The 20,181-nt window shown below is 62.6% G+C and carries 19 protein-coding genes; 9 read left to right on the top strand and 10 right to left on the bottom strand.

Annotated features, from left to right (window positions below; all coding sequences use genetic code 11):
* Nucleotides 1–128 precede the first annotated feature (128 nt).
* The 4 genes from EKK97_RS09185 to yejK all read left to right on the top strand — a co-directional run bounded on the left by EKK97_RS09185 (nucleotide 129) and on the right by yejK (nucleotide 4,600).
* Nucleotides 129–1,052: an ABC transporter ATP-binding protein gene (locus EKK97_RS09185; RefSeq protein ID WP_422673564.1), complete on the top strand. Its 924-nt coding sequence runs from the start codon at nucleotides 129–131 to the stop codon at nucleotides 1,050–1,052.
* A complete protein-coding gene (locus EKK97_RS09180; protein ID WP_159551312.1) occupies nucleotides 1,049–1,810 on the top strand; it encodes an ABC transporter permease in 762 nt (253 codons plus the stop codon). Before EKK97_RS09185 ends, EKK97_RS09180 begins: the two co-directional genes overlap by 4 nt.
* Before the next feature lie 406 nt (nucleotides 1,811–2,216).
* A complete protein-coding gene (locus EKK97_RS09175; protein WP_159551310.1) occupies nucleotides 2,217–3,443 on the top strand; it encodes a GGDEF domain-containing protein in 1,227 nt (408 codons plus the stop codon).
* Nucleotides 3,444–3,583: 140 nt separating this feature from the next.
* Nucleotides 3,584–4,600 (top strand): nucleoid-associated protein YejK, encoded by a 1,017-nt coding sequence (yejK, locus tag EKK97_RS09170; protein WP_159551308.1) that lies wholly within the window; start codon nucleotides 3,584–3,586, stop codon nucleotides 4,598–4,600.
* 29 nt (nucleotides 4,601–4,629) lie between these two features.
* Here yejK and EKK97_RS09165 read toward each other — a convergent pair whose 3' ends face one another.
* Nucleotides 4,630–5,355 carry a glutamine amidotransferase gene (locus tag EKK97_RS09165; RefSeq protein ID WP_159551306.1) on the bottom strand — a complete coding sequence of 242 codons (726 nt, stop codon included), beginning with the start codon at nucleotides 5,353–5,355 and terminating at the stop codon, nucleotides 4,630–4,632.
* Nucleotides 5,356–5,548: 193 nt separating this feature from the next.
* Here EKK97_RS09165 and EKK97_RS09160 point away from each other — a divergent pair, with 193 nt between their 5' ends.
* Nucleotides 5,549–8,023: an NAD-dependent epimerase/dehydratase family protein gene (locus EKK97_RS09160; RefSeq protein WP_159551304.1), complete on the top strand. Its 2,475-nt coding sequence runs from the start codon at nucleotides 5,549–5,551 to the stop codon at nucleotides 8,021–8,023.
* Between the two features lie 124 nt (nucleotides 8,024–8,147).
* The gene (locus EKK97_RS09155) at nucleotides 8,148–9,923 is read left to right on the top strand and encodes an ABC transporter transmembrane domain-containing protein (RefSeq protein ID WP_159551302.1); all 1,776 of its coding nucleotides are present in this window, start codon (nucleotides 8,148–8,150) and stop codon (nucleotides 9,921–9,923) included.
* 31 nt (nucleotides 9,924–9,954) lie between these two features.
* Here the strand turns inward: EKK97_RS09155 and EKK97_RS09150 are convergent, their stop codons facing one another.
* The 4 genes from EKK97_RS09150 to EKK97_RS09140 all read right to left on the bottom strand — a co-directional run bounded on the left by EKK97_RS09150 (nucleotide 9,955) and on the right by EKK97_RS09140 (nucleotide 13,949).
* Complete coding sequence (locus EKK97_RS09150; RefSeq protein WP_340162949.1) at nucleotides 9,955–10,701, bottom strand: YbgA family protein; 747 nt, start codon at nucleotides 10,699–10,701, stop codon at nucleotides 9,955–9,957.
* Complete coding sequence (locus EKK97_RS25755; RefSeq protein ID WP_340162948.1) at nucleotides 10,599–10,925, bottom strand: 2-thiouracil desulfurase family protein; 327 nt, start codon at nucleotides 10,923–10,925, stop codon at nucleotides 10,599–10,601. The genes EKK97_RS09150 and EKK97_RS25755 overlap by 103 nt, the downstream gene beginning before the upstream one ends.
* Nucleotides 10,926–11,006: 81 nt before the next feature.
* The gene (locus EKK97_RS09145) at nucleotides 11,007–12,803 is read right to left on the bottom strand and encodes a methyl-accepting chemotaxis protein (RefSeq protein ID WP_159551300.1); all 1,797 of its coding nucleotides are present in this window, start codon (nucleotides 12,801–12,803) and stop codon (nucleotides 11,007–11,009) included.
* Between the two features lie 147 nt (nucleotides 12,804–12,950).
* Nucleotides 12,951–13,949, bottom strand: coding sequence for a potassium channel family protein (locus EKK97_RS09140; RefSeq protein WP_159551298.1), 999 nt, complete (start codon nucleotides 13,947–13,949; stop codon nucleotides 12,951–12,953).
* 303 nt (nucleotides 13,950–14,252) lie between these two features.
* Between EKK97_RS09140 and EKK97_RS26225 the strand changes: the two genes are divergently transcribed.
* A complete protein-coding gene (locus tag EKK97_RS26225; protein ID WP_159551296.1) occupies nucleotides 14,253–14,744 on the top strand; it encodes a con-10 family general stress protein in 492 nt (163 codons plus the stop codon).
* Nucleotides 14,745–15,267: 523 nt separating this feature from the next.
* Here EKK97_RS26225 and EKK97_RS09130 read toward each other — a convergent pair.
* Nucleotides 15,268–15,549, bottom strand: a complete 282-nt coding sequence (locus EKK97_RS09130) for a DUF503 domain-containing protein (protein WP_159551294.1) — start codon at nucleotides 15,547–15,549, stop codon at nucleotides 15,268–15,270.
* A 220-nt stretch (nucleotides 15,550–15,769) separates the two neighbouring features.
* On the opposite strand from EKK97_RS09130, the gene nhaD reads away from it, so the two are divergent.
* Entirely contained in the window at nucleotides 15,770–17,251 is a 1,482-nt protein-coding gene (nhaD, locus tag EKK97_RS09125) for a sodium:proton antiporter NhaD (protein ID WP_159551292.1), read from the top strand.
* Between the two features lie 55 nt (nucleotides 17,252–17,306).
* On the opposite strand, the gene EKK97_RS09120 is transcribed toward nhaD, so the two are convergent.
* Nucleotides 17,307–17,702 (bottom strand): GFA family protein, encoded by a 396-nt coding sequence (locus EKK97_RS09120; protein WP_159551290.1) that lies wholly within the window; start codon nucleotides 17,700–17,702, stop codon nucleotides 17,307–17,309.
* Nucleotides 17,703–17,714: 12 nt separating this feature from the next.
* The gene (locus EKK97_RS09115; protein WP_159551288.1) at nucleotides 17,715–18,476 is read right to left on the bottom strand and encodes a metallophosphoesterase; all 762 of its coding nucleotides are present in this window, start codon (nucleotides 18,474–18,476) and stop codon (nucleotides 17,715–17,717) included.
* Nucleotides 18,477–18,645: 169 nt separating this feature from the next.
* Here EKK97_RS09115 and EKK97_RS09110 point away from each other — a divergent pair, with 169 nt between their 5' ends.
* Nucleotides 18,646–19,221, top strand: a complete 576-nt coding sequence (locus EKK97_RS09110) for a hemerythrin domain-containing protein (RefSeq protein WP_159551286.1) — start codon at nucleotides 18,646–18,648, stop codon at nucleotides 19,219–19,221.
* A 61-nt stretch (nucleotides 19,222–19,282) separates the two neighbouring features.
* Here the strand turns inward: EKK97_RS09110 and EKK97_RS09105 are convergent, their stop codons facing one another.
* Both EKK97_RS09105 and EKK97_RS09100 read right to left on the bottom strand, forming a co-directional pair.
* Complete coding sequence (locus EKK97_RS09105) at nucleotides 19,283–19,633, bottom strand: DUF2200 domain-containing protein (protein ID WP_159551284.1); 351 nt, start codon at nucleotides 19,631–19,633, stop codon at nucleotides 19,283–19,285.
* A 31-nt stretch (nucleotides 19,634–19,664) separates the two neighbouring features.
* A complete protein-coding gene (locus tag EKK97_RS09100; RefSeq protein WP_159551282.1) occupies nucleotides 19,665–20,084 on the bottom strand; it encodes a VOC family protein in 420 nt (139 codons plus the stop codon).
* Between the last annotated feature and the right edge of the window lie 97 nt (nucleotides 20,085–20,181).

Genomic DNA, 20,181 nt, shown 5'->3' with positions numbered 1-20,181 from the left:
ACGCTAGGATAGGGCATGTCGACTCGCTCTTTCGCCAATAGGGACGCCGCATGACCCTTTCAGCCAACCCGACCACGATGCCGGAACAGAGCAGCACCGCCAACGGTAACGCCGAAGGCGCGACGCCAATGATCCAGGTCGAGCAGCTCTCGAAGACCTACCGCGACGGCTTTCAGGCCTTGAAGGAGGTCGATCTGACCATTCGCCGCGGAGAGATCTTCGCCCTGCTCGGTCCCAACGGGGCCGGCAAGACGACCCTGATCAGCGTGATCTGCGGTTTGGTCAATGCCAGCAGCGGCAGCGTCAAGGTCGACGGCTTCGACAACGTGACCCAGTATCGCGAAGCCCGAGAGCGCATCGGCCTGGTACCCCAGGAATTGACCAACGAAGCCTTCACCACGGTATGGGATACGGTCAGCTTCAGCCGCGGGCTGTTCGGCAAGCCCAAGGATCCGGGGCACATCGAGAACGTGCTGCGCGCACTCACCCTGTGGGACAAGCGCGACAATCGCCTGCTGGAGCTCTCCGGTGGCATGAAGCGTCGGGTGCTGATCGCCAAGGCGCTGTCGCACAGGCCGCAGGTGCTGTTCCTGGACGAGCCCACCGCCGGTGTCGACGTGGAGCTCAGGCGCGAGATGTGGGAGGTCGTGCGCGGCCTGCGTGACCAGGGCGTGACCATCATCCTTACCACTCACTATATCGAGGAAGCCGAGGAGATGGCCGACCGCATCGGCGTGATCCGTCGTGGCGAGCTGGTACTGGTGGAGGAGAAGGCAACGCTGATGCGCCAGCTGGGGCGCAAGGAGCTGACACTGCACCTCGCCGTGCCGCTCGAGGCCGTGCCCGCCGCCCTCGCCGGCCACGATCTCGTGCTGGCCGACGAGGGCCATGCGCTGGTCTACACCTACGACGCCACCCGCCAGGACGAAGGCACCGGCATCGCCGGGCTGCTGGCCGATCTCGAGGCTACCGGCGTGCGCGTCAAGGACCTGCATACGCGGCAGAGTTCGCTCGAGGAGATCTTCGTCAACCTGGTACGGGAGAGCGCATGAACCTGCAATCGGTGAAGACCATCTACCTGGCCGAGATGGCCCGCAGCCTGCGCACCGTGCTGCAGAGCATCGTTTCGCCGGTAGTATCCACCTCGCTCTACTTCGTGGTGTTCGGCGCCGCCATCGGCTCGCGTATCAGCGAGGTGGACGGAGTGAGCTACGGTGCCTTCATCGTGCCCGGGCTGATCATGCTGATGCTGCTGACCCAGAGCGTCTCTACCGCCTCGTTCGGCATCTTCTTTCCGCGCTTCTCGGGCACCATCTACGAGATCCTCTCGGCGCCGATCTCCTATTTCGAGGTCGTGCTTGGCTATGTCGGCGCGGCGGCTACCAAGTCGGTAATCCTGGGCTTGATCGTACTCGTCACGGCGCGCCTGTTCGTCCCCTTCTCGATTCAGCATCCGCTGGTGATGCTGCTGTTCCTGATGCTCACCGCGCTGACCTTCAGCCTGCTCGGCTTCATCATCGGTATCTGGGCCGACGGCTTCGAGAAGCTCCAACTGGTGCCGCTGCTGATCGTCACACCGCTGACCTTCCTTGGCGGTACCTTCTACTCCATCGACATGTTGCCGCCCTTCTGGCAAGCCGTGACCCTGCTCAATCCGGTGGTTTATCTGGTCAGCGGGTTTCGCTGGAGTTTCTATGGCTCCGGCGATGTCAGCATCTGGGCCAGCCTGGCCATCATCGTGCTGTTCCTCGGCGTCGCACTGGCGGTGATCAGTTGGATCTTCCGTACCGGCTATCGCCTCAAGCCGTGACGGAGCACCATTATCGTGTACGCAGCGGGTATCGTGCACACAGCGTGAAATCTCTGGAGCGAAGCATACTTGGCTTCTTCGGCTTCGCCCCGGCACGCGGACCCATGGTCGGTCCGATCGCCTCGACGAGCAACATGCGTCGAGATATCTCATTGAAATAAATGTATATTCCTTACTCTTTATCGAACAAGCCCAACGCCCACTTCTGTCACTCACACGTCATTATTTTTCCTACCGCAGCGTTTTGGCATAGTCGCGACTGGCACCCGCCGGCTTTATTGGCCATTCTTTAGAGACTGACTCCACGTAACAAAAAGTAATAGAAGAGTCACAGGGCAAGGCAATAACCAAGAAGCTCCGCTGGAGGGCGTCACGACCCTGACGCCTCCTTTCAAGGGAACACTACATGACTGCTGGCAAGAACGAGGCTGGGGAGGGGGCTTCGCTCGACTGGCGTGACGAGTTCCAGGACTCGGCGCTGGAAGCCCTGTATCGCCGTACCATGCAGTTGCAGGACGCACAGCAGTTGCGGTATGCCTTGTGGATCATTGCAGGTATCTTTCTGCTGTTCGGTGCAGCGGACTACATCTTGCTCGGCGCGAGCCTACAGCTGCTTGCCCTGCTGCTGATCCGCCTCGTCGTGGCGCTCAGTTGCCTGGCACTGGCACGCCTGATCGGCCGTCAGCCGGCCCAGGCACATCGCCCCAGGCCGCTCAACCTGGTGTACTTCATCGCCATCTCCGGCTTGCTGCTATCCATCCTGCTGCATCCCGGCAGCGTGGGCCTGCATATTTCAAGCGTGGCGGTATCAAGCTTGGCCATCTATCTCCTGGTGCCCAACCGCCTGCCGTGGATATTGGCCTGGAACGGCTACCTGGCGGGTGGCTTCATTCTGGTGGCAGCGCTGTGGAAGCCCCTCTCTCCCGGCATGTTGGTCAGCAGTATCCTGATTCTCTCCTTCGCCAACCTGATGGGCTGGTTGACCTATAGTCGCCTCAACCGACTCCAGCGCAAGCAGTTCGCCCTGCTGGTGGCGGAACGCGAGGTCAACCGCAAGCTGCAAAAGGAGATCGAAGAGCGCCAGTTGCTCGAAGCTCAGCTGCGCCACATGGCCAGTACCGATCCGCTGACCGGCATTGCCAACCGGCGTCACTTCTTCGAGCTGGCGGAGCGCGAATTCCGCCGGGCACAACGTGAAGGCACGCCTCTGGCAATCTTTATGGTCGATATCGATCTGTTCAAGACACTCAATGATCACCACGGGCATGCCACCGGCGATTTGGTGCTGACCACCGTCGCCTCATGCTGCGCCTCGATGCTGCGCGAGACGGACATCATCGGCCGCTACGGTGGCGAGGAGTTCGTCATCGCCCTGCCCCAGGCAGACCTCGAAACCGCGACCTTCATCGCCGAACGCTTGCGCCACAAGGTGACATCGCTGCGTCTGCCGATGCTCGATGAAGGCCAGCATCTCTCCGTAACGGTGGGCATCAGCCAGGTCGAACCCAATGAGGCGAGACTCGAGTTGGCGCTGCAACGCGCCGATGACGCGCTCTACGCAGGCAAGGCCCGTGGACGCAACTGCGTGGTAGTAGCAGGTGAAGCCCCTTCCTCGATCGTCGCCAGGGCCTGAGTCGCCCGTCCGGCTCTTGGTATGAGCCGTCCCCTGGGTTGAACTGGCCCATGAGCCGGGTATGATTCGCCCTTCTGCTTGCCGGCACAGCCCTCCCGTGCCCTCTCGCAGCCTCCCTTCGCTTCGCAGGATCACAAGTCATGCCGATACAGCATTGCATCGTTCACGACATCGACAAGGCCGGAAGCGACCAGCCCGCCAGCCTGAAGCCGGCTACCGCGGAGCTGACGACCACGGCACTGCTGGAGGAGCTGCTCTCGCGCTTCCACGATGCCTACCATGCCAAGACCAAGGCCTGGGGGCACTTCGTGACCGCAAGCGACGACCAGGCCGAGGCGTCTGCCGGGCTCGCCACCATCCTGGCCGACTATCTCGACGGCAAGCGCGATTTCACAGGCTTCACCCGCGAGGCCGCCGAGCGACTGCTGCCCGTGGTCGATGCCCACCTCTCGGTCTCGGGCCATCTGCTGTGCATCGATTACCGTCAGGGCGAGACGCACTACTTCGCCCTAGCGCTGCTGCATCAGCGCGAAGGGTTCGGTGTCACCGACTCGCTACAAGTCGTACCCGCCACCCAGCTCAACCTGGCACGCATGAGTCTGGGTCTGCGCATCAACCTGACCCAGTGGCGCGACGGCGCCGCTTCCCGGCACTACCTATCGTGGATTCACGACCGCGGCGGCAAGAAGCTCTCCGAGGACCTGGCCGGCGTGCTCGGCGCCACCGAGGGCATCGACGCCACCGGCGAGACCCGCGCGCTGCTCAAGGCCTTCAGCGACTATGTGGAGCAAGAGGACATGCCCGAGGAGCAGAGCCGGGAGAAGACCGAAGCGCTGATCGACTATGCCAACGAGCAGGCCGGCCGCGGCGAGCCGATCACCCTGGAGGAGCTCTCCGAGCTACTCGACGAGCAGCAGCCCAAGGCCTTCTACGACCATATTCGCAACGCCGACTACGGCCTCTCCCCCGAGATTCCGCCCGACAAGCGCACCCTGCGGCAGTTCCGCCGCTTCACCGGGCGCGCCGGCGGCATGTCGATCAGCTTCGACTCCCATCTGCTCGGTTCCAGTATCGAGTACGACGAGAACCAGGATCGCCTGATCATCAAGCAGGTGCCCAAGCAATTGAAGGAGCAGTTGAAGAAACGCCAGGGCTGACCCCGGCGCGCCATTTCACGGAGTGGTCGCTACTCGATGCCGTAGGCCGCTTCCGTCGTCGCGAGCCACTCGCGCAGGACCTGCTGCCCACGCTGCTTGAGCCCGGGGCCGTAGCGTACGGCCTGCTCGCGCAGCTCTACCGGATCGATTTCCGCCGCTGCCAGCTCGGCGGCGTGACCGATCAGCCACGGTTCGATCCTGGCGGGGTCCACCTCGAGGTGAAACTGAAGGCCAAGCACCTGCTCGCCCACGGCGAAGGCCTGGTGGGAGCAGGCGTGGCTATACGCCAGGCGTGTGGCGCCGGGCGGCGTCTCGAACATATCGCCATGCCAGTGCAGCACGACGTCCGGGTTACCGACATGGCGCAGCGGCCCTTCCTGGCCGTCGCGGGTCAACGAGACATCGGCGAAGCCGATCTCCTTCTGCGGCATGCGAAACACTCTGCCGCCCATCGCCCGGGCGATCATTTGGGCACCGAGGCAGATGCCAAGCAGCGGACGTCCCGAGTCGAGACGATGGCGAATGGCGTCCAGCTCCGCGGACAGGAAAGGATAGAGCGCATCGTCGTTGGCCCCGATGGGTGCGCCAAGCACCACCATCAGCTCGGGGCTGTCGACGTCCAGCGCCTCGAGGGCATCCGGCCCCAGCAGCCCCGGGTCGAGGTAGCGAATCCGATAGCCGAACTCCTCGAGAATCGGTTCGAAAATGCCGAGATCCTCGAAGGCAACGTGGCGAATGGCAACGACACTCTTCATGAGCAAGAAACTCCTTTTCCCTTCCTGACGATACGACAAGCGGCCATAACGACCAGCGCATGCCTCTCTTTCTTGTACTGAGAAACGCGCGAGGCGACAAGTCGCGTTTGCTGTGACGGCCCAAACCCGACTAGCTTGAATGTGCAGTAGCGCGAAGGCGCTTCAATGCAGCAGCGAGGAGGGAACCCTGGCCATGCAGGACAAGGAAGTGGCAACCCGAAGGAAACCGCTGGTCATCATCACCGGAGCGTCGGGAGGTGTGGGGACCGCCCTGACCCATAGCCTCAAGGACGACTACCGGATCATCGCCCTGGACCGGAGCGAAGCGGAAGAGGCAGACGAAAGCTACGAATTCGACCTGACCGACGTCGCATCCATCCGTGAGGCAATGGACAAGATCGCCGAGCGAAACGGCCGCGACATCGCCGCAGTGGTGCATCTGGCCGCCTATTTCGATTTCACCGGCGAGGAGTCGCCACTCTACGAGAAGGTCAACGAGCAAGGCACCAGAAACCTGCTGGACGCCCTCGAAGGCATGAACGTCGAGCGCTTCGTCTACTCCAGCACCATGCTGGTACACGAACCGCAGGTGCCAGGCCATCGGGTCAGCGAAGAGACCCCGATCGGCCCCACCTGGCCCTACCCGCAGTCCAAGGCGCGCACCGAAGAAGTGATTCGCCAACATGCCCGCATGCCCTACACCCTGCTGCGGCTCGCCGGCATGTACGACGAGAAAACCAGCGTACCCACACTTTCACACCAGATCGCGCGAATCTACGAGCATACCTTCAAGAGCCACTTCTATTCGGGCAACACCAACGCCGGCCAGGCCTGCGTGCACAAGGAAGACATGATCGATGCCTTCCGCCGCACCATCGACCGCCGTCGCGAACTGCCCGAGCGCAACGAAATTCTCATCGGTGAGGAGCACGCCGTCAGCTACGAGGCGCTGCAGAACCGGCTCGGTGAGCTGATCCACGGCAAGAAGAAGTGGAAAACCGTGGTAATGCCGAAACCGCTGGCCAAGACCGGCGCGCTACTCGAGGAGAAAAGCGAACCGCTGGTACCGGACGATTTCGACAAGGGCGAGAAACCCTTCATCCGGCCGTTCATGATCGACATGGCCGACGACCACTACGAACTCGATATCCGCCGCGCTCGGGAGCAATTGGGTTGGGAGCCCCACCATCAGGTCTTCGACACGCTCGAGGCCATGGTCGACAATCTGCTCGCCGATCCCCACGACTGGTACCAGGCCAACGGCATCACCCCGCCCGACTGGATCGAGGAGGCCGAGGAGAAGGGCGTCAATCCGGAGCGGGTGCTCGAAGACTATCAGGCCCACGCCCAGCGCGAGCACTACCGCTTCCTGTGGGCGCACTTCTTCAACGTCGCCCTGGGTGCCTGGCTGGTGGTCTCCCCCGCCACGCTCGGCTATGGCGGCGGCATGGCCGTGAGCGATATGGCCTCGGGCCTGTTGCTGGCACTGTTCGGCGCCCTTTCGCTGTCGTTGAAGCTGAGCTGGGCGCGCTGGGTATGCGCCGCAATCGGGCTGTGGGTGCTGTTCGCCCCGCTGGTGTTCTGGAGCGAAAGTGCCGCCGCCTACCTCAACGGTACCATCGTCGGCACCCTGGCCATCGGCTTTGCCGCGATGGTGCGACCGGCGCCGGGAATATCGCCCGCCGCGGCGATGACCGGCCCCACCACGCCGCCAGGCTGGAACAACAATCCCTCGAGCTGGTTCCAGCGCATGCCAATCATCGTGCTGGCCTTCATCGGCTTCTTCGTCTCGCGCTATCTCGCCGCCTACCAGCTCGGCCATATCGATGCCGTATGGGACCCGTTCTTCGACGGTACCCGCGGTGGGCTCAACGGCACCGAAGACATCATCACCTCCGAAGCCTCCGAGGCGTGGCCGGTACCCGATGCCGGACTGGGCGGCATCGTCTACATGCTGGAGATCCTGCTCGGCTTCATCGGTGCGGCCAACCGCTGGCGCACCATGCCCTGGATCGTCGCCTCGTTCGGCGTGCTGATCGTGCCGCTCGGCGTGGTCTCGGTGACCTTCATCATCATCCAGCCGATCCTGATCGGCACTTGGTGTACCCTGTGCCTGATCCAGGCCGGCGCGATGCTGTTGCAGATCGCCTATGCCTTCAACGAGTTCGTCGCCACCGGCGAGTTCCTCAAGCGGCGCCACAAGGCCGGTGCTCCGGTGCTCAAGATCTTCTTCACCGGCGACACCGACGAAGGACCCAACGAATCGGTGGACGAGGATTTCCAGCGCAAGCCCACCACCATCATCGGCGACGCGCTTTCCACCGGCGTGAACCTGCCCTGGAACCTCGCCCTGTGTATCCTGATCGGCGCCTGGCTGATGTTCACGCGGGTGACCTTCGGTGCCGAAGGCACCTTGGCCAACTGGGATCACCTGGTCGGCGCGCTGATCATCACCGTGGGCGTGATCGCCATGGCCGAATCGGCCCGCCCCGTACGCTGGTTGCTGATCCCGCTGGGCAGCATGCTGTTCTTCGTGCCCTTCCTGCACGGGGCCGACCTGCTGGCGACCGTCAATAGCCTGGCCTGCGGCGCGGCGGTGATCGCACTGAGCCTGCGGCGAGGCGCGATCCGCGGCGAGTACGGCAGCTGGAGTCGACTGCTGGCCTGAAAAGTCACGACCAGACACACAGGTCTCACCTTGCGACGAGACGCCGCTGGGCGCCTCGTCGCTTTTGGCGATCCCAGGCCGCTGGTATCGTGTCTGTATGCCTGCCACGAGCGACGCGCCCACCATGACCTCTCGCCCCGACCCCCGCATTCTGCTGCGCCTGATTGCGTTGCTGGCGCCCTATCGTACCCGGCTGGCCATCGCTGCCCTGGCGCTGCTGCTGGCCTCCGCCAGCGTGCTGATGCTGGGCCAGGGGCTGCGCCTGGTGATCGACCAGGGCTTCCTCGCCGAGGACAGCGCCCGCCTCAACCAGACGCTGGCCGCCATGCTCGGCGTGGTCAGCGTGCTGGCCGGAGCTTCCGCACTGCGCTACTACCAAGTGAGCTGGATCGGCGAGCGGCTGGCCGCCGATCTGCGCCGACAGGTATACGACCACCTGCTCGACCTCGAGCCGGCCTTCTTCGAGAGCGCGGCCCACCGCGACCGCGGCCCCGCCGAGATCGCCTCGCGGCTGACCACCGACACCAGCGTGCTGCAGACCCTGTTCGGCTCGTCGATCTCGCTGGCACTACGCAACCTGGTGATGCTGCTGGGCGCGGTGGCGCTGATGCTGATCACCCAGCCCTGGCTCTCCGCGCTGGTGCTGATCGGCATCCCCGCCACGGTGCTACCGATCCTGTGGTTCGGTCGCCGCGTGCGCCGTCTCTCGCGCTACAGCCAGGACCGGGTGGCCGAGCTTGGCCGCTACGCCAGCGAGACTCTCGACGGAATCCGCACCGTGCAGGCCTTCACCCACGAAGACATCGACCGCCACGACTACGGTGAGCGCGTCGAGCAAGCCTTCGCCACCGCCGTGGTGCGCACCCGCCAGCGCGCCTGGCTGACTGGAGCGGCCATGCTGGCGGTATTCGCCGCGGTGGGCCTGATGCTGTGGCAAGGCGGCCAGGCGGTGCTGGCCGGCGAGATGAGCGCGGGCGAGCTTTCCGCCTTCGTCTTCTATGCGGTGCTGGCCGCCGGGGCGGTGGCCACCCTGGCCGAGGTTGCCGGCGACGTGCAGCGGGCCGCCGGCGCCGCCGAACGGCTGCTCGAACTGCTCGACGCCGAGCCGGGCATCCGCCCATCGGCGCAGCCGACGCCCCTGCCCCAGCCGCTGCGCGGCGAGATCCGCCTGGAGAATGTGAGCTTTGCCTACCCGGGTCGCACGATACCGGCGCTCGATTCCCTCGACCTGTGGATTCGACCCGGCGAGCGTATCGCCCTGGTGGGGCCTTCCGGGGCCGGCAAGAGCACCCTGCTCGGGCTACTGCTGCGCTTCCACGACCCCGACCGGGGCCGCGTGAGCCTCGATGGGGTCGACCTGCGCGCGCTGGACCCACGCGAACTGCGCGCCGCCATGGGTTTAGTCGCCCAGGAGCCGGTGCTGTTCACCGGCTCGGTGACCGACAACCTGCGTTATGGCAAGCCCGACGCCAGCCTCGACGAGCTTCGTGCCGCCGCCCGCGATGCCAACGCACTGGGTTTCGTGGAGGCCCTACCCCACGGCTTCGATACCCAGCTCGGCCCGGGCGGTGTGCAGCTCTCCGGCGGCCAGCGCCAGCGCCTGGCGATAGCTCGCGCGCTGCTCAAGAATCCCCGCGTGCTGCTGCTCGACGAGGCCACCAGCGCGCTGGACGCCGAGAGCGAGCGCCTGGTGCAGCAGGCACTGGACAGGCTGATGGCAGGGCGCACCAGCCTGGTGATCGCCCACCGGCTGGCCACGGTGACCGCGGCCGATCGACTGCTGGTATTCGACGAAGGACAACTCGTCGCTGCCGGCCGGCATGCCGAACTGCTCGAACAGAGCCCGCTCTATCGCCACCTGGCGGAGCTGCAGTTCGGTCGCCACCGGGCGGAGGCATGAATTCGCCCGGCCCCTATCAATTCGGCCCTGTTCAAATGGTATTTCGTAAGCCCAGCTCGTAGGGGTGCGGATCGAGGTAAGTCTGCTGGCGGATGTACGCCGAGCCGTGGCGCTTCACGTAGTGGTTGAGCAGGCGCACCGGCACGGCCAGGTGCACGTGGCCCAGGCGGTACTCCTCCACCGCCTGCAGCAGGTCCTGCTTGACCTCGCTGTCCACCGCCTGCTTCAGGTAGCCGAGCACGTGCATCAGCGCATTGGTATGGGTCTTGCGCGTGGCCGGGCGCGACAGCGCCGCCATGAAGCGTTGCAAGTAAGAGTGTTTGACCTCCTCCAGCGGCAGGGCATGCGCCTCGCTGCCCAGATAGCGGCCCAGCTCGCGGTAGGCTTCCACGTGATGCGCCATCAGCAGGTACTTCTGGCGGCTGTGGAACTGAATCAGAGCGTGGTACTCGTTCGCCTCTTCGACGTGGCGCTTCCAGTCGTCGAGGGCGAACACCCGGGTGATGAAGTTCTCGCGCAGCACGGCATCGTTCATGCGCGCCTCTTCCTCCAGCGGCAGCTCGGGGAAGCCTTCGCGCAGCACGCGCACGAACAAACCGGAGTCGGCGTGGCTGGGCATGCCGTTCTCGTGATAGACCTTGACCCGCTCGAGTCCGCAGCTCGGCGACCCCTTCATCAGGATGAAGCCACGCAGGTGCCGGTGGCGGGCGACGAACGCCTCGCCGGCCTCGCGCAATCGCTCGGTGACGTCGCGAGTCGGGTCGTCGGTGCCCACCACCCTTGGCGGCTCACCGGGGCACCGACCAGGCGGATCGGCTCCCGCGGCACACCGAGACCAGCCTCGAGTTCGGGGCAGAACGGCTCGAAGGCGAAGCACTCCTGGAGCACCTCCAGGCAGTAGCGGGAACGCTTGTGCCCGCCGTTGTAGCGCACCTGCTCCCCCATCAGGCAGGCACTGATACCTACCGGGATGGCACTCTTAGACGATGTGGTGTCGGCCAAGACACACTCCCTTTCCATTCCTCTGGCTCATCGTCGCTGCTCTACCGCTCCTGGGCAAGCATGGTGAAATATCAACGCCGCCTATAAGGTTTCCCATTCGACCTCGGTAGGCTCCTTTCCACGCGCAGGCTCTTTTCCTTGGACAGCCATGGTCGCAGCAGCGGCCGGTGCCGGCAAATGCTCCATCGCCGGTGACAATGCAACAGCCTGCCCTTGCTCCCCGCCAAGCACGAAGGTGTTGATCAATCGTGTCAGCTTTTCCGCCTGGTTGCGCATGGCGGCTGCGGCATCGGTGTTGTGGCCCACCATCGCCGCGTTCTGCTGGGTCATGGTATCCATCTGACTGACGGCCGTATTGACCTCGTGAATACCGATACTCTGCTCGCGTGAGCCGGCGCTAATCTCAGCGATGACGTCATTGACCTTGGCGATGCTGTCGAAGATCTCCTGCATGGTGACACCGGCCTGATGCACGATATCGGCGCCCTGTCGGGTATGCGTGATCGATGCTTCGATCAACGCCTTGATTTCATGGGCCGCATCTGCCGAGCGCTGCGCCAGGGAGCGCACCTCCTGGGCCACCACGGCGAAGCCACGCCCGTGCTCACCCGCCCTGGCAGCTTCGACCGAGGCGTTGAGCGCCAGAATATTGGTCTGGAAGGCAATGCCGTCGATGAGCGAGACGATTTCGCCAATCTTGGTCGAGGAGGCGCTGATCCGCTCCATCGTCTCCTCGACCCTTTGCATCGACTCCTTGCCCTGGCGAGCCACCTCGGCACTGCCTCGCACCAGTCGGTCCGCCTGCCCGGTGTGTTCGGCATTGTTCTCTACCGTCGAGGTGATCTGTTCCATCGCCGATGAGGTCTGCTGCAGGCTGGCGGCAGCCTGATCGGTGCGCACCGCCAACTCGTCGCTGCTGCGGGCGATGCTCAACGAAGCCGAATAGACATCGTTGGCCCCGGCCCTCACCTCTCTCAGCGTGCTCTGTATGCGCGCCAGGAAGCCATTGAACTGCCTGGCAAGCTCACCGATCTCATCGCGGCTGGTGACGCGCAAACGACGAGTCAGATCGCCCCTGCCCTCGGCCACACCCTGGGCGATCTCGTTCATATCGCTGGCGGTCTGGCGAATCTGGCGGACCGTGCGGCGAGTAATCCAAATGGCAAAGAAAGTAATGGTCAGGTTGATGACTGAAGCAATGACCCAGAGCCGCAACAGCGTCTGGATCAGATTCTGCCTGGCCACCTCTTCGATTACTGCCATGTCGGCATCCACACCGGTGGCATACACACCGGCACCGAGTACCCAGTTCCATTCGGGAAAGGCAACGGCAAAGGAGTATTTTGGCTCCACTTCACCGCTCGCCGGGTTACGCCATTCGTACTCGTAGCGCCCGCCTCCATCGCGTGCGATCTCGATCATGTCCCGAATCAATGGCTTGCCGTTGGGGTCCTGGGCGCCCAGCATGTTGCGCCCCTCCTGCTCGGGTACGGCGGGCTGTACCAGCATGGTGCCCTCGTCGTCGAAGACGAACACATAGTTGTCCTCTTCGAAACGCAAGTCGCGCAGCAGCTCGATGACGGTTCTCTGAGCCGCCTCGGTGTCTCCAGTGCCGCCGGCCACGCTCGCGACCAATGTCCTTGCCATGGAAACGATATTCTCGACCCCATGCCGCCGGGACTCGAGCATTAGCTCGCGCTGCTGTGCCAATTGAACGCGATTCGAATCGATGCGCTCCAGTCCCTCGAGCACCAGCAAGCACGAAGAGGAGACAATCAGTGGCACCAGTACCAGTAGCAGGATCTTGTTCTGCAGATTGAACGCCAACATCCGCTTGAAGCTGGCGAACCCATTCCCTTTGTTTGCGTACGTTTTCATGGCGTGGCCGTTCTTGCTGTGAGTAGGCAGGTATTGGAATTATTCGGATGACGTTCCGCTTGCCATGAAGCATTAGCCGCCCAAGCCGCGCCAGAGGCCTAAGACTATCGAATGTCGGTTTTTTTCTTCTTGTTGATCTACATCAATCTAATGCGTCCACAACGCCTGCCACTCCCAGCCATCCTTTTCGATGTAAGCCAGCCAGATGCGTTGGCTTGTCAACTGTTCCAAATGGTCGCATATCTCAGCGGAAGACTTGTCCAACGCCGTTGATGACGGCAGCCAAGCCGACTCGATCCGCGGCGTACGGCGGGCGGGACGCACGAAGTCATGACTGAGCACCGAGAGGAAGCTTTCCAGTGCGTAAAGGGCCGCCTGCAGTTTGGTTCGTACCGAGGGGTCCAGGGAAGCATGGGCGTGGCACACGATGGTGAGCGCCTGGTAGAGCTTGAACATAGCCACCGGCAGAGCCCTACTGGGGTTCTCCTGGTGGTAGTAGTGAAGGATCGGATAGGCGAGATGCTGCTGTCCCACGCTGATAATGGTCATTCTCAGGTCGTCGACCTGGCTGGCCAGCTCGACGAAATCCCCCGTTCCCTCCAGCCGCCGCACGATCTCGCCGGGCGTGGCCCCCAAGGCGTGGATGGCGATCGCCAACTGGCGTTTCTGTACCACAGCGGACATGACCGCAAGGATATAGGTCACGGCCAGCGTCAGCAGAAAGAAGCCGTTGGCCGCTGCCACTATCGCCAGTACCTGCCATTTCCCCGGGCCGGGCACGAAGTCGCCGTAACCCAGGGTAGTGATGGTATAGCCGACGAAATAGAGCCGCTCCAACGCATTGGCATAGGTACCGGAGTCGGGATGGAAGACAGCGGCTTCGTGACTATTGAACACCAGCCACCAGCCGAGCCAGATAAGCCCCACCCAGGTCATCAGCAGAGCGACCGTAACCCAAGGCCCAACGGCCTGTAGCAGAGCATGCCTGGCGAGGCGTTTGTACAGCCTTAGGGCCGTGAACCAGGCAAAGCGACCCAGCAGCCTGGTCACCGGTCCTGACCGGGAAGCCGAAAGAGTGGTCTGGACGGCATCGAAGACCACCAACCCGATCAGCAGTAAGCCGCTTGACACAACGAATACCGGCATGGCGCTTCCCTCGCCTCCTGCTGGATACCTGTCGATACCCTAGCTCAAAAGCAAGCACTTCATCGCTTCACATCGCTCATCGCCAATAAAATGGTGCTGCGTAAAGCGAATTGCCGCTGTGGGCAATCTTTCGTTAGATAAGCAAACTTTTCTTTGCATTGCGAAACCCGACTTGCCTTGATGCACCGGTTAGCCGTTCCTACGTTTAACCGTGATGGCAGACGCCAGCAGTGCCGGAAAGCCGGTAAATGGACGTACGATCTCGCTTGTGATGCACAGGCAAACTTAGGAAGGAGATCTGACATGGCACAGCGCAACCAGAATCCGGGTAACTTTGCCAACGATCCGCAAAAAGCCTCTCAGGCCGGCCAAAAAGGTGGCCAACACAGCGGTGGCAACTTTGCCAATGACCCGCAGAAAGCATCCGAGGCTGGCCAGAAAGGCGGCCAGCAGAGCGGCGGGAATTTCGCCAATGATCCACAGCGCGCTTCCGAAGCCGGCCACAAGGGCGGCCAGCAAAGCGGCGGCAACTTCGCCAACGACCCGCAGCGCGCTTCCGAAGCCGGCCACAAGGGCGGCCAGCAAAGCGGCGGCAACTTCGCCAACGACCCGCAGCGCGCTTCCGAGGCTGGCCAGAAAGGTGGCCACGAAAGCGGTGGCAACTTCGCCAACGACCCGCAGCGCGCCTCCGAAGCCGGCCACAAGGGCGGCCAGCAAAGCGGCGGCAACTTTGCCAACGACCCGCAGAAGGCTTCAGAAGCCGGCCGCAAGGGTGGTAAGAACCAGGGCCGCTAAGCGCCCTCTTCCGTTCCACCTCATGGATCGAGGCATGAAGCAGGAAGCTTCGAAGAACGGCTAGCCCCCTATAGGCTGTCAGGGTGCGCCCTGGCAGCTTTTTCTTTGCATACGCTTTTTTGCACACGACCAAGGTCGAGTTGCGGCAAAGTTGCCAAGCGCTCACCCTAGCCAAAAATAAAAAAGACCCCCGAAGGGGGTCAGGTGGAGCACGCCAGCTCACATCGGTACATCGCCCTGGTCCTTAACCGTTGGCGACGTTGCCGAGGAAGGTGAAGCCGACCTTCCTGCAGCGTTGATCGGTTAGCTAACCAACATAATGCGATTACTGCGCCAATAATTACAGAATTCCTTACCAAACAAAGACCTGCAAGAAAAACAGCTACGCAGGCTTTGTGCCATATGCCGCCAGCTCACCCCCTTCTGCACCACCGAAGCTCACTTAAGAGCTGTTTTGCTGCATTATGATGCAATGCAAAATTAGCCGATGCCGTATCCGACAAACCTGCCTCGCCTCTCAGGCCTACAGCAGCTCCCGAGACACCTCCATCACGCGGCCGTCCACCGTGCGCTGCAGCTTGTCCTCGATCTCACTGCACAGCGACTCCACCTTCGGTCGTTCGTTGCCCACCACCACGAAGGTCCATTCGCTTGCCTCCAGCCGGTCGTGCTCACCACTTTCGCAAACCGCCACTGCCGGGTTGCGGCCGTAGCGCTCGTGCAGGCCACCCATGCGCTGCCGCTTCTCCTTCAACGACGCACAGCCAGGCAGGGAAATCCGTACCGTCATCACGGCGATGTACATACCACCCTCCCGCTCTTCTCTTCGTTCGATTCCCGTCCCTCGCAAGGGGGTGGCTACACGCTAGCATACTCCTCAGCCATGGCCTGACCGAGCGTGCGCCGGCCCCCCTTCGCCTATGTCAAACTGGCATGGCGCAAAGCCCCTTGGGCGATATCGCAATGCAGCATGTCATGCTATATAGGCGCTGAGTTCTCCCGCTCCCTTCTCAGGACACTTCCCCATGCCCTTCGGCTGTTCCACCTCCGTCAGGCTCCGGTCTTTCCGTGGCCCGGCCTTGCTGTTGCTCGTGGTTGCCCTTGTCCTCACAAGCCCGCTAGCGCACGCCGCTACCGGACCGCTCGTATTGACCAATTCCATGGTCGGCTTCGTCGCCGTCGTGCTGTTCGTGCTCGCCTATGCACTGGTAATGGCCGAAGAGAAACTTCACATGCGCAAATCCAAGCCGGTGCTGGTCGCGGCCGGTTTGATCTGGTTCATGATCGGCTGGGTCTACGTGCAGGCCGGCATGCCCGACGAGGCTGAGCATGCCTTCCGCGAAACCCTGCTCGAGTTCACCGAGCTGATGCTGTTCCTGCTGGTGGCGATGACTTATATCAACGCCATGGAGGAGCGCCGGGTGTTCGATGCGCTGCGTGCCTGGATGGTGCGCAAGGGCTTCAGCTATCGCCAGTTGTTCTGGTTGACCGGCGGGCTCGCCTTCGTGATCTCACCAGTGGCCGACAACCTGACCACCGCCATGCTGATGTGTGCCGTGGTGATCAAGGTGGCCGAGGGCGACAAGCGCTTCATCAACCTGGCCTGCATCAACATCGTGGTGGCGGCCAATGCCGGTGGCGCCTTCAGCCCCTTCGGCGATATCACCACGCTGATGGTGTGGCAGGCCGGCATGCTGCAGTTCTACGAGTTCTTCGCCCTGCTGGTTCCATCGCTGGTCAATTTCCTGGTGCCGGCGGTGGCCATGAGCCTGTTCATCGGCAACCGCAGGCCGGACGGCGTCGAGGAGGAAATCGACCTCAAGCGCGGTGCGCGGCGCATCATCGCCCTGTTCCTGCTCACCGTGGCCACTGCCGTGGCCTGCCATAGCCTGCTGCACCTGCCACCGGTACTGGGCATGATGACGGGGCTGGGCTACCTGCAGTTCTTCGGCTACTACCTGCGCCGTACGCTACCCCGCTCGCTGGAACGCAAGCGTGAGCGCTACACCCGCGCGGGCGACGAGCGCCGCCTGGCCCAGCTCGGCAGCGTGGTACCGTTCGACGTATTCAACCGCGTCGCACGAGCCGAGTGGGACACCCTGCTGTTCTTCTATGGGGTAGTGATGTGCGTCGGAGGACTGGGCTTTCTCGGCTATCTGAGCCTGGTTTCCGAGCTGCTCTACAACGGCTGGGATGCCACCTGGGCCAATATCGCATTGGGTCTGGTTTCCGCCGTGGTGGACAACATTCCGGTGATGTTCGCCGTGCTGACCATGCAGCCGGAGATGTCTCATGGCCATTGGCTGTTGATTACGCTGACGGCCGGAGTCGGCGGCAGCCTGCTCTCCATCGGCTCCGCCGCCGGGGTTGCCTTGATGGGCCAGGCCCGCGGCTACTACACCTTTGCCGGGCATCTGCGCTGGACACCGGTGATCGCGCTGGGCTACGCCGCCAGCATCCTCGTTCACCTGTGGCTGAATGCCGCCAGCTTCCACGTCATGCAGTGATGTAGCCAGGCAACACCGAACCCGGCGCCAGATTGGCGCCGGGTAGCTTGCGCAGTTACCGCTCCGGCGGCCACTCCTGGTATGAAGGCAGCCCCTCGTATGCCAACCAGGGTGAATCGTGGGAAGTCCAAATGTGAGCTTCCGGCCGAGCCCCCGGATCGGCGTCCAGCGTAGCGACTCGCACGATGACGTGCGGCAGCCCTTCGCGCTCGGCGACAAGGTGCGAACCGCAAGCGCGACAGAACCAGCGTTTCTTGCCGGGAGAGGACTCGACAAAAGCCCGCACCTCATCCCCCGCAAGCCAACGAAAATGCTCGCGCATGACACCCGCCGTGGATGCAAATGCCGACGCATGCGCCTTCTGGCACGTACGGCAATGACAGTGCTGTATCGGCATGTCCAGTCGATCTATCTCGTAGGTCACCGAGCCGCATAGACAACTTCCCTTCATTACGTGATTTCCTCAGACATCGATGATCAGATCCGGCACGAACAGGGGCGGCTCGAACTCCCCGGGGTAGCCCCCCGGGTTGGCCAGTACCCGCGTGCCATTGACTTCGCTATCCACCGGCTCGTGCACGTGACCGTGAATCCATAGATCCATGCGTCCCATCATGGCTGGCAGATGCGAGGCAAAAGCCGGCGACAGCGCATCGCCGCGGTAGCGCGGCGGAATGCACTCCGCCAATGGCGCGTGATGGCTGATCACCACCCGAGGCCCGTCGAAGGGCTTGGCCAGCTCCACCGCCAGCCAAGCCAGGGCTTCAGTATGCAACCGCTGGCTTTCGGCCGGACTGAAAGTCTCCCCTTCCGGCTGTTCAATGATGCTGAAATCCGGCATCAACCAGCGCGCCTTCTCTTCGGTCAGCGCCGGGTCGAAGACAGGGTCATCGGCATAAAGCGCAAAGTCGGTCCAAAGGGTGGTGCCATGGAAGCGCACGCCACCCAGCGTGAGAGAACGATTGTCGAGCAGATGAATGCCCAGCCGCTCGGCCTCTGCGGCCAGCGCCTGACGCAGCAACGGCATGCAGCTGCCATAGAACTCGTGGTTGCCCGGCACGTAGAGGATCGGCAGCCCGGCGAAACGCACCGCGGCCCAGGCAAGCCCCTCCGCATGGCGGTGGATGTCACCGGCAAGAATGACGACGTCCGCCGCCACGTCCGGCAACTCGCGTCCTTCATCGAAATGTTCCAGATGCAGATCCGACAGCACCCTGAGTCGCATGACTGGCTCCTTGTTCACCGGCGCACCGGCAGGCGCACCGCTCCAATCGGGTTGGCCCAGCATAAGCGGGCAGCGAGAGGCTGCGCCAGGTTTGGCTGATGCCGACGCTTGCGACTATGTTGAGATGGCCCCGTAGCAAAGGGCACAACGACTCAATGGAGGGAGTCTCATGACCGTGCAGAACACCACCACGTCCGCCCAGGACGTCGTCGACATTCTCACTATCGATCATCGCGAAATGGAGGATCTGCTCGACCAGATCCAGCGCTCGCCCGATGCCGAACAGCGTCGCGACCTGACCGATACGCTGATTGCCGAGGTAATGCGTCACTCCGTTGCCGAGGAGATGTATGTCTACCCGGCCATGGAAAAGCGTATCCCAGACGGGAAAGAGGAAGCCGAGCACGACAGGGAGGAACACGACGAGATCGTGCAGGTGATGAAGCAGTTGGAAGATGCCGATGCCGCCGAACCAGCCTTTCTGGATCGCGTGCACAAGCTAGACGAGCTGCTACGCCACCACGCCAAGGACGAGGAAGCCGACCAGTTTCCCAAGATGCGCGAGCACATCCCCGGCGAAGACCTTGTCGAACTAGGCAGGAAGGTGGAAAAAGCCAAGCAACTGGCACCGACCCGCCCCCACCCCAGCGCGCCCCACTCTGAGCTGTTCCACAAGACCGTGGGCCCCGGCGTCGGCATGATCGACCGCCTGCGCGACCAGCTCAGTGGCAGAATGACAGGCTAAACGCCAAACCTTCGGTCGAACCTTCGCTTCATCCGGGCGCCTGAAAGGAGGCGCCCGGGTCTCATTGCCTTAGAATCTTTTCGATGGGCTTGCCTTTGGCGAGTTCATCGACAAGCTTGTCCAACTGGCGGATCTTCTTCATCAGTGGATCCGTAACCTCTTCGACGCGGACACCGCAAACTACGCCCTTGATCAGTGAGCTGCGTGGATTCATCGCTGGCGCCTGAGAAAAGAAGGTTTCAAAATCAGCTTCCTGTTCTATCTGAAGCTGTAAGCCAGCGTGGTCATAGCCGGTAAGCCAGCAAATAACGCGATCCACCTCCTCTTGCGTGCGACCTTTGCGCTTGGCCTTTTCCACATACATGGGATACACCGCCGCGAAAGGTGTCGAGAAGATTCGATGCCCTGACATCTTCATGTCTCCTGAACTGCCTCATCGGGCCTTACCAAGGGTCGTAGGTGCCGAAGTTCCATAAATGGCCTTCCGGGTCGCGGCAGCTGAAACCCCGCCCGCCGTAATCCTCGTCCTTGATCTCGATGGCAATCTGGGCACCGGCCGCTTTGGCTCGGGTATAGATGGCATCGGCGTCCGAGACGACGAGATAGGCACACTGCGTCTCTGCGCCACCGATTTCATCCGGCTGTTTCATCAGATGCCCGAATTCGCTGTCCGTGGCCGAGCCCAACATGATCATTCCGTTGCCGAACGTCAGTTGGGCATGGGCAATGGTGCCATCCTCGTTGGCGGCAACGAACTGCTTCTCGAAGCCGAATGCCTGGCAGAGCCATTCGATGGCGGCGGGAGCATCTCGATAACGCAGGCATGGGATCACCGTGGCTCGTGTGTTTTTTGCATCACTCATGACCGGCTCCATTTAAATGGCTGCCTTGAAGCGTAGCCGTACACGGGCTCGTTAGCGCACTTGTCCGTCGCCTCTACCGAAGCCCGGGCCGCTCTTG

Source organism: Billgrantia tianxiuensis (assembly GCF_009834345.1).
Lineage (GTDB): Bacteria > Pseudomonadota > Gammaproteobacteria > Pseudomonadales > Halomonadaceae > Halomonas > Halomonas tianxiuensis.
This window is presented reverse-complemented; position numbering and strand designations above follow the sequence as displayed.

Excerpts from the sequence above, each read along its gene's own strand:
- EKK97_RS09165 (WP_159551306.1), bottom strand. The coding sequence starts at position 5,355 with ATGAAGAGTGTCGTTGCCATTCGCCACGTTGCCTTCGAGGATCTCGGC.
- EKK97_RS09130 (WP_159551294.1), bottom strand. The coding sequence starts at position 15,549 with ATGTACATCGCCGTGATGACGGTACGGATTTCCCTGCCTGGCTGTGCG.
- yejK (WP_159551308.1), top strand. The coding sequence starts at position 3,584 with ATGCCGATACAGCATTGCATCGTTCACGACATCGACAAGGCCGGAAGC.
- EKK97_RS09115 (WP_159551288.1), bottom strand. The coding sequence starts at position 18,476 with ATGCGACTCAGGGTGCTGTCGGATCTGCATCTGGAACATTTCGATGAA.
- EKK97_RS09105 (WP_159551284.1), bottom strand. The coding sequence starts at position 19,633 with ATGTCAGGGCATCGAATCTTCTCGACACCTTTCGCGGCGGTGTATCCC.
- EKK97_RS09180 (WP_159551312.1), top strand. The coding sequence starts at position 1,049 with ATGAACCTGCAATCGGTGAAGACCATCTACCTGGCCGAGATGGCCCGC.
- EKK97_RS09185 (WP_422673564.1), top strand. The coding sequence starts at position 129 with ATGATCCAGGTCGAGCAGCTCTCGAAGACCTACCGCGACGGCTTTCAG.
- EKK97_RS09110 (WP_159551286.1), top strand. The coding sequence starts at position 18,646 with ATGACCGTGCAGAACACCACCACGTCCGCCCAGGACGTCGTCGACATT.
- EKK97_RS09175 (WP_159551310.1), top strand. The coding sequence starts at position 2,217 with ATGACTGCTGGCAAGAACGAGGCTGGGGAGGGGGCTTCGCTCGACTGG.
- EKK97_RS26225 (WP_159551296.1), top strand. The coding sequence starts at position 14,253 with ATGGCACAGCGCAACCAGAATCCGGGTAACTTTGCCAACGATCCGCAA.
- nhaD (WP_159551292.1), top strand. The coding sequence starts at position 15,770 with ATGCCCTTCGGCTGTTCCACCTCCGTCAGGCTCCGGTCTTTCCGTGGC.
- EKK97_RS09120 (WP_159551290.1), bottom strand. The coding sequence starts at position 17,702 with ATGAAGGGAAGTTGTCTATGCGGCTCGGTGACCTACGAGATAGATCGA.
- EKK97_RS09145 (WP_159551300.1), bottom strand. The coding sequence starts at position 12,803 with ATGAAAACGTACGCAAACAAAGGGAATGGGTTCGCCAGCTTCAAGCGG.
- EKK97_RS09155 (WP_159551302.1), top strand. The coding sequence starts at position 8,148 with ATGACCTCTCGCCCCGACCCCCGCATTCTGCTGCGCCTGATTGCGTTG.
- EKK97_RS09100 (WP_159551282.1), bottom strand. The coding sequence starts at position 20,084 with ATGAGTGATGCAAAAAACACACGAGCCACGGTGATCCCATGCCTGCGT.
- EKK97_RS09140 (WP_159551298.1), bottom strand. The coding sequence starts at position 13,949 with ATGCCGGTATTCGTTGTGTCAAGCGGCTTACTGCTGATCGGGTTGGTG.
- EKK97_RS09160 (WP_159551304.1), top strand. The coding sequence starts at position 5,549 with ATGCAGGACAAGGAAGTGGCAACCCGAAGGAAACCGCTGGTCATCATC.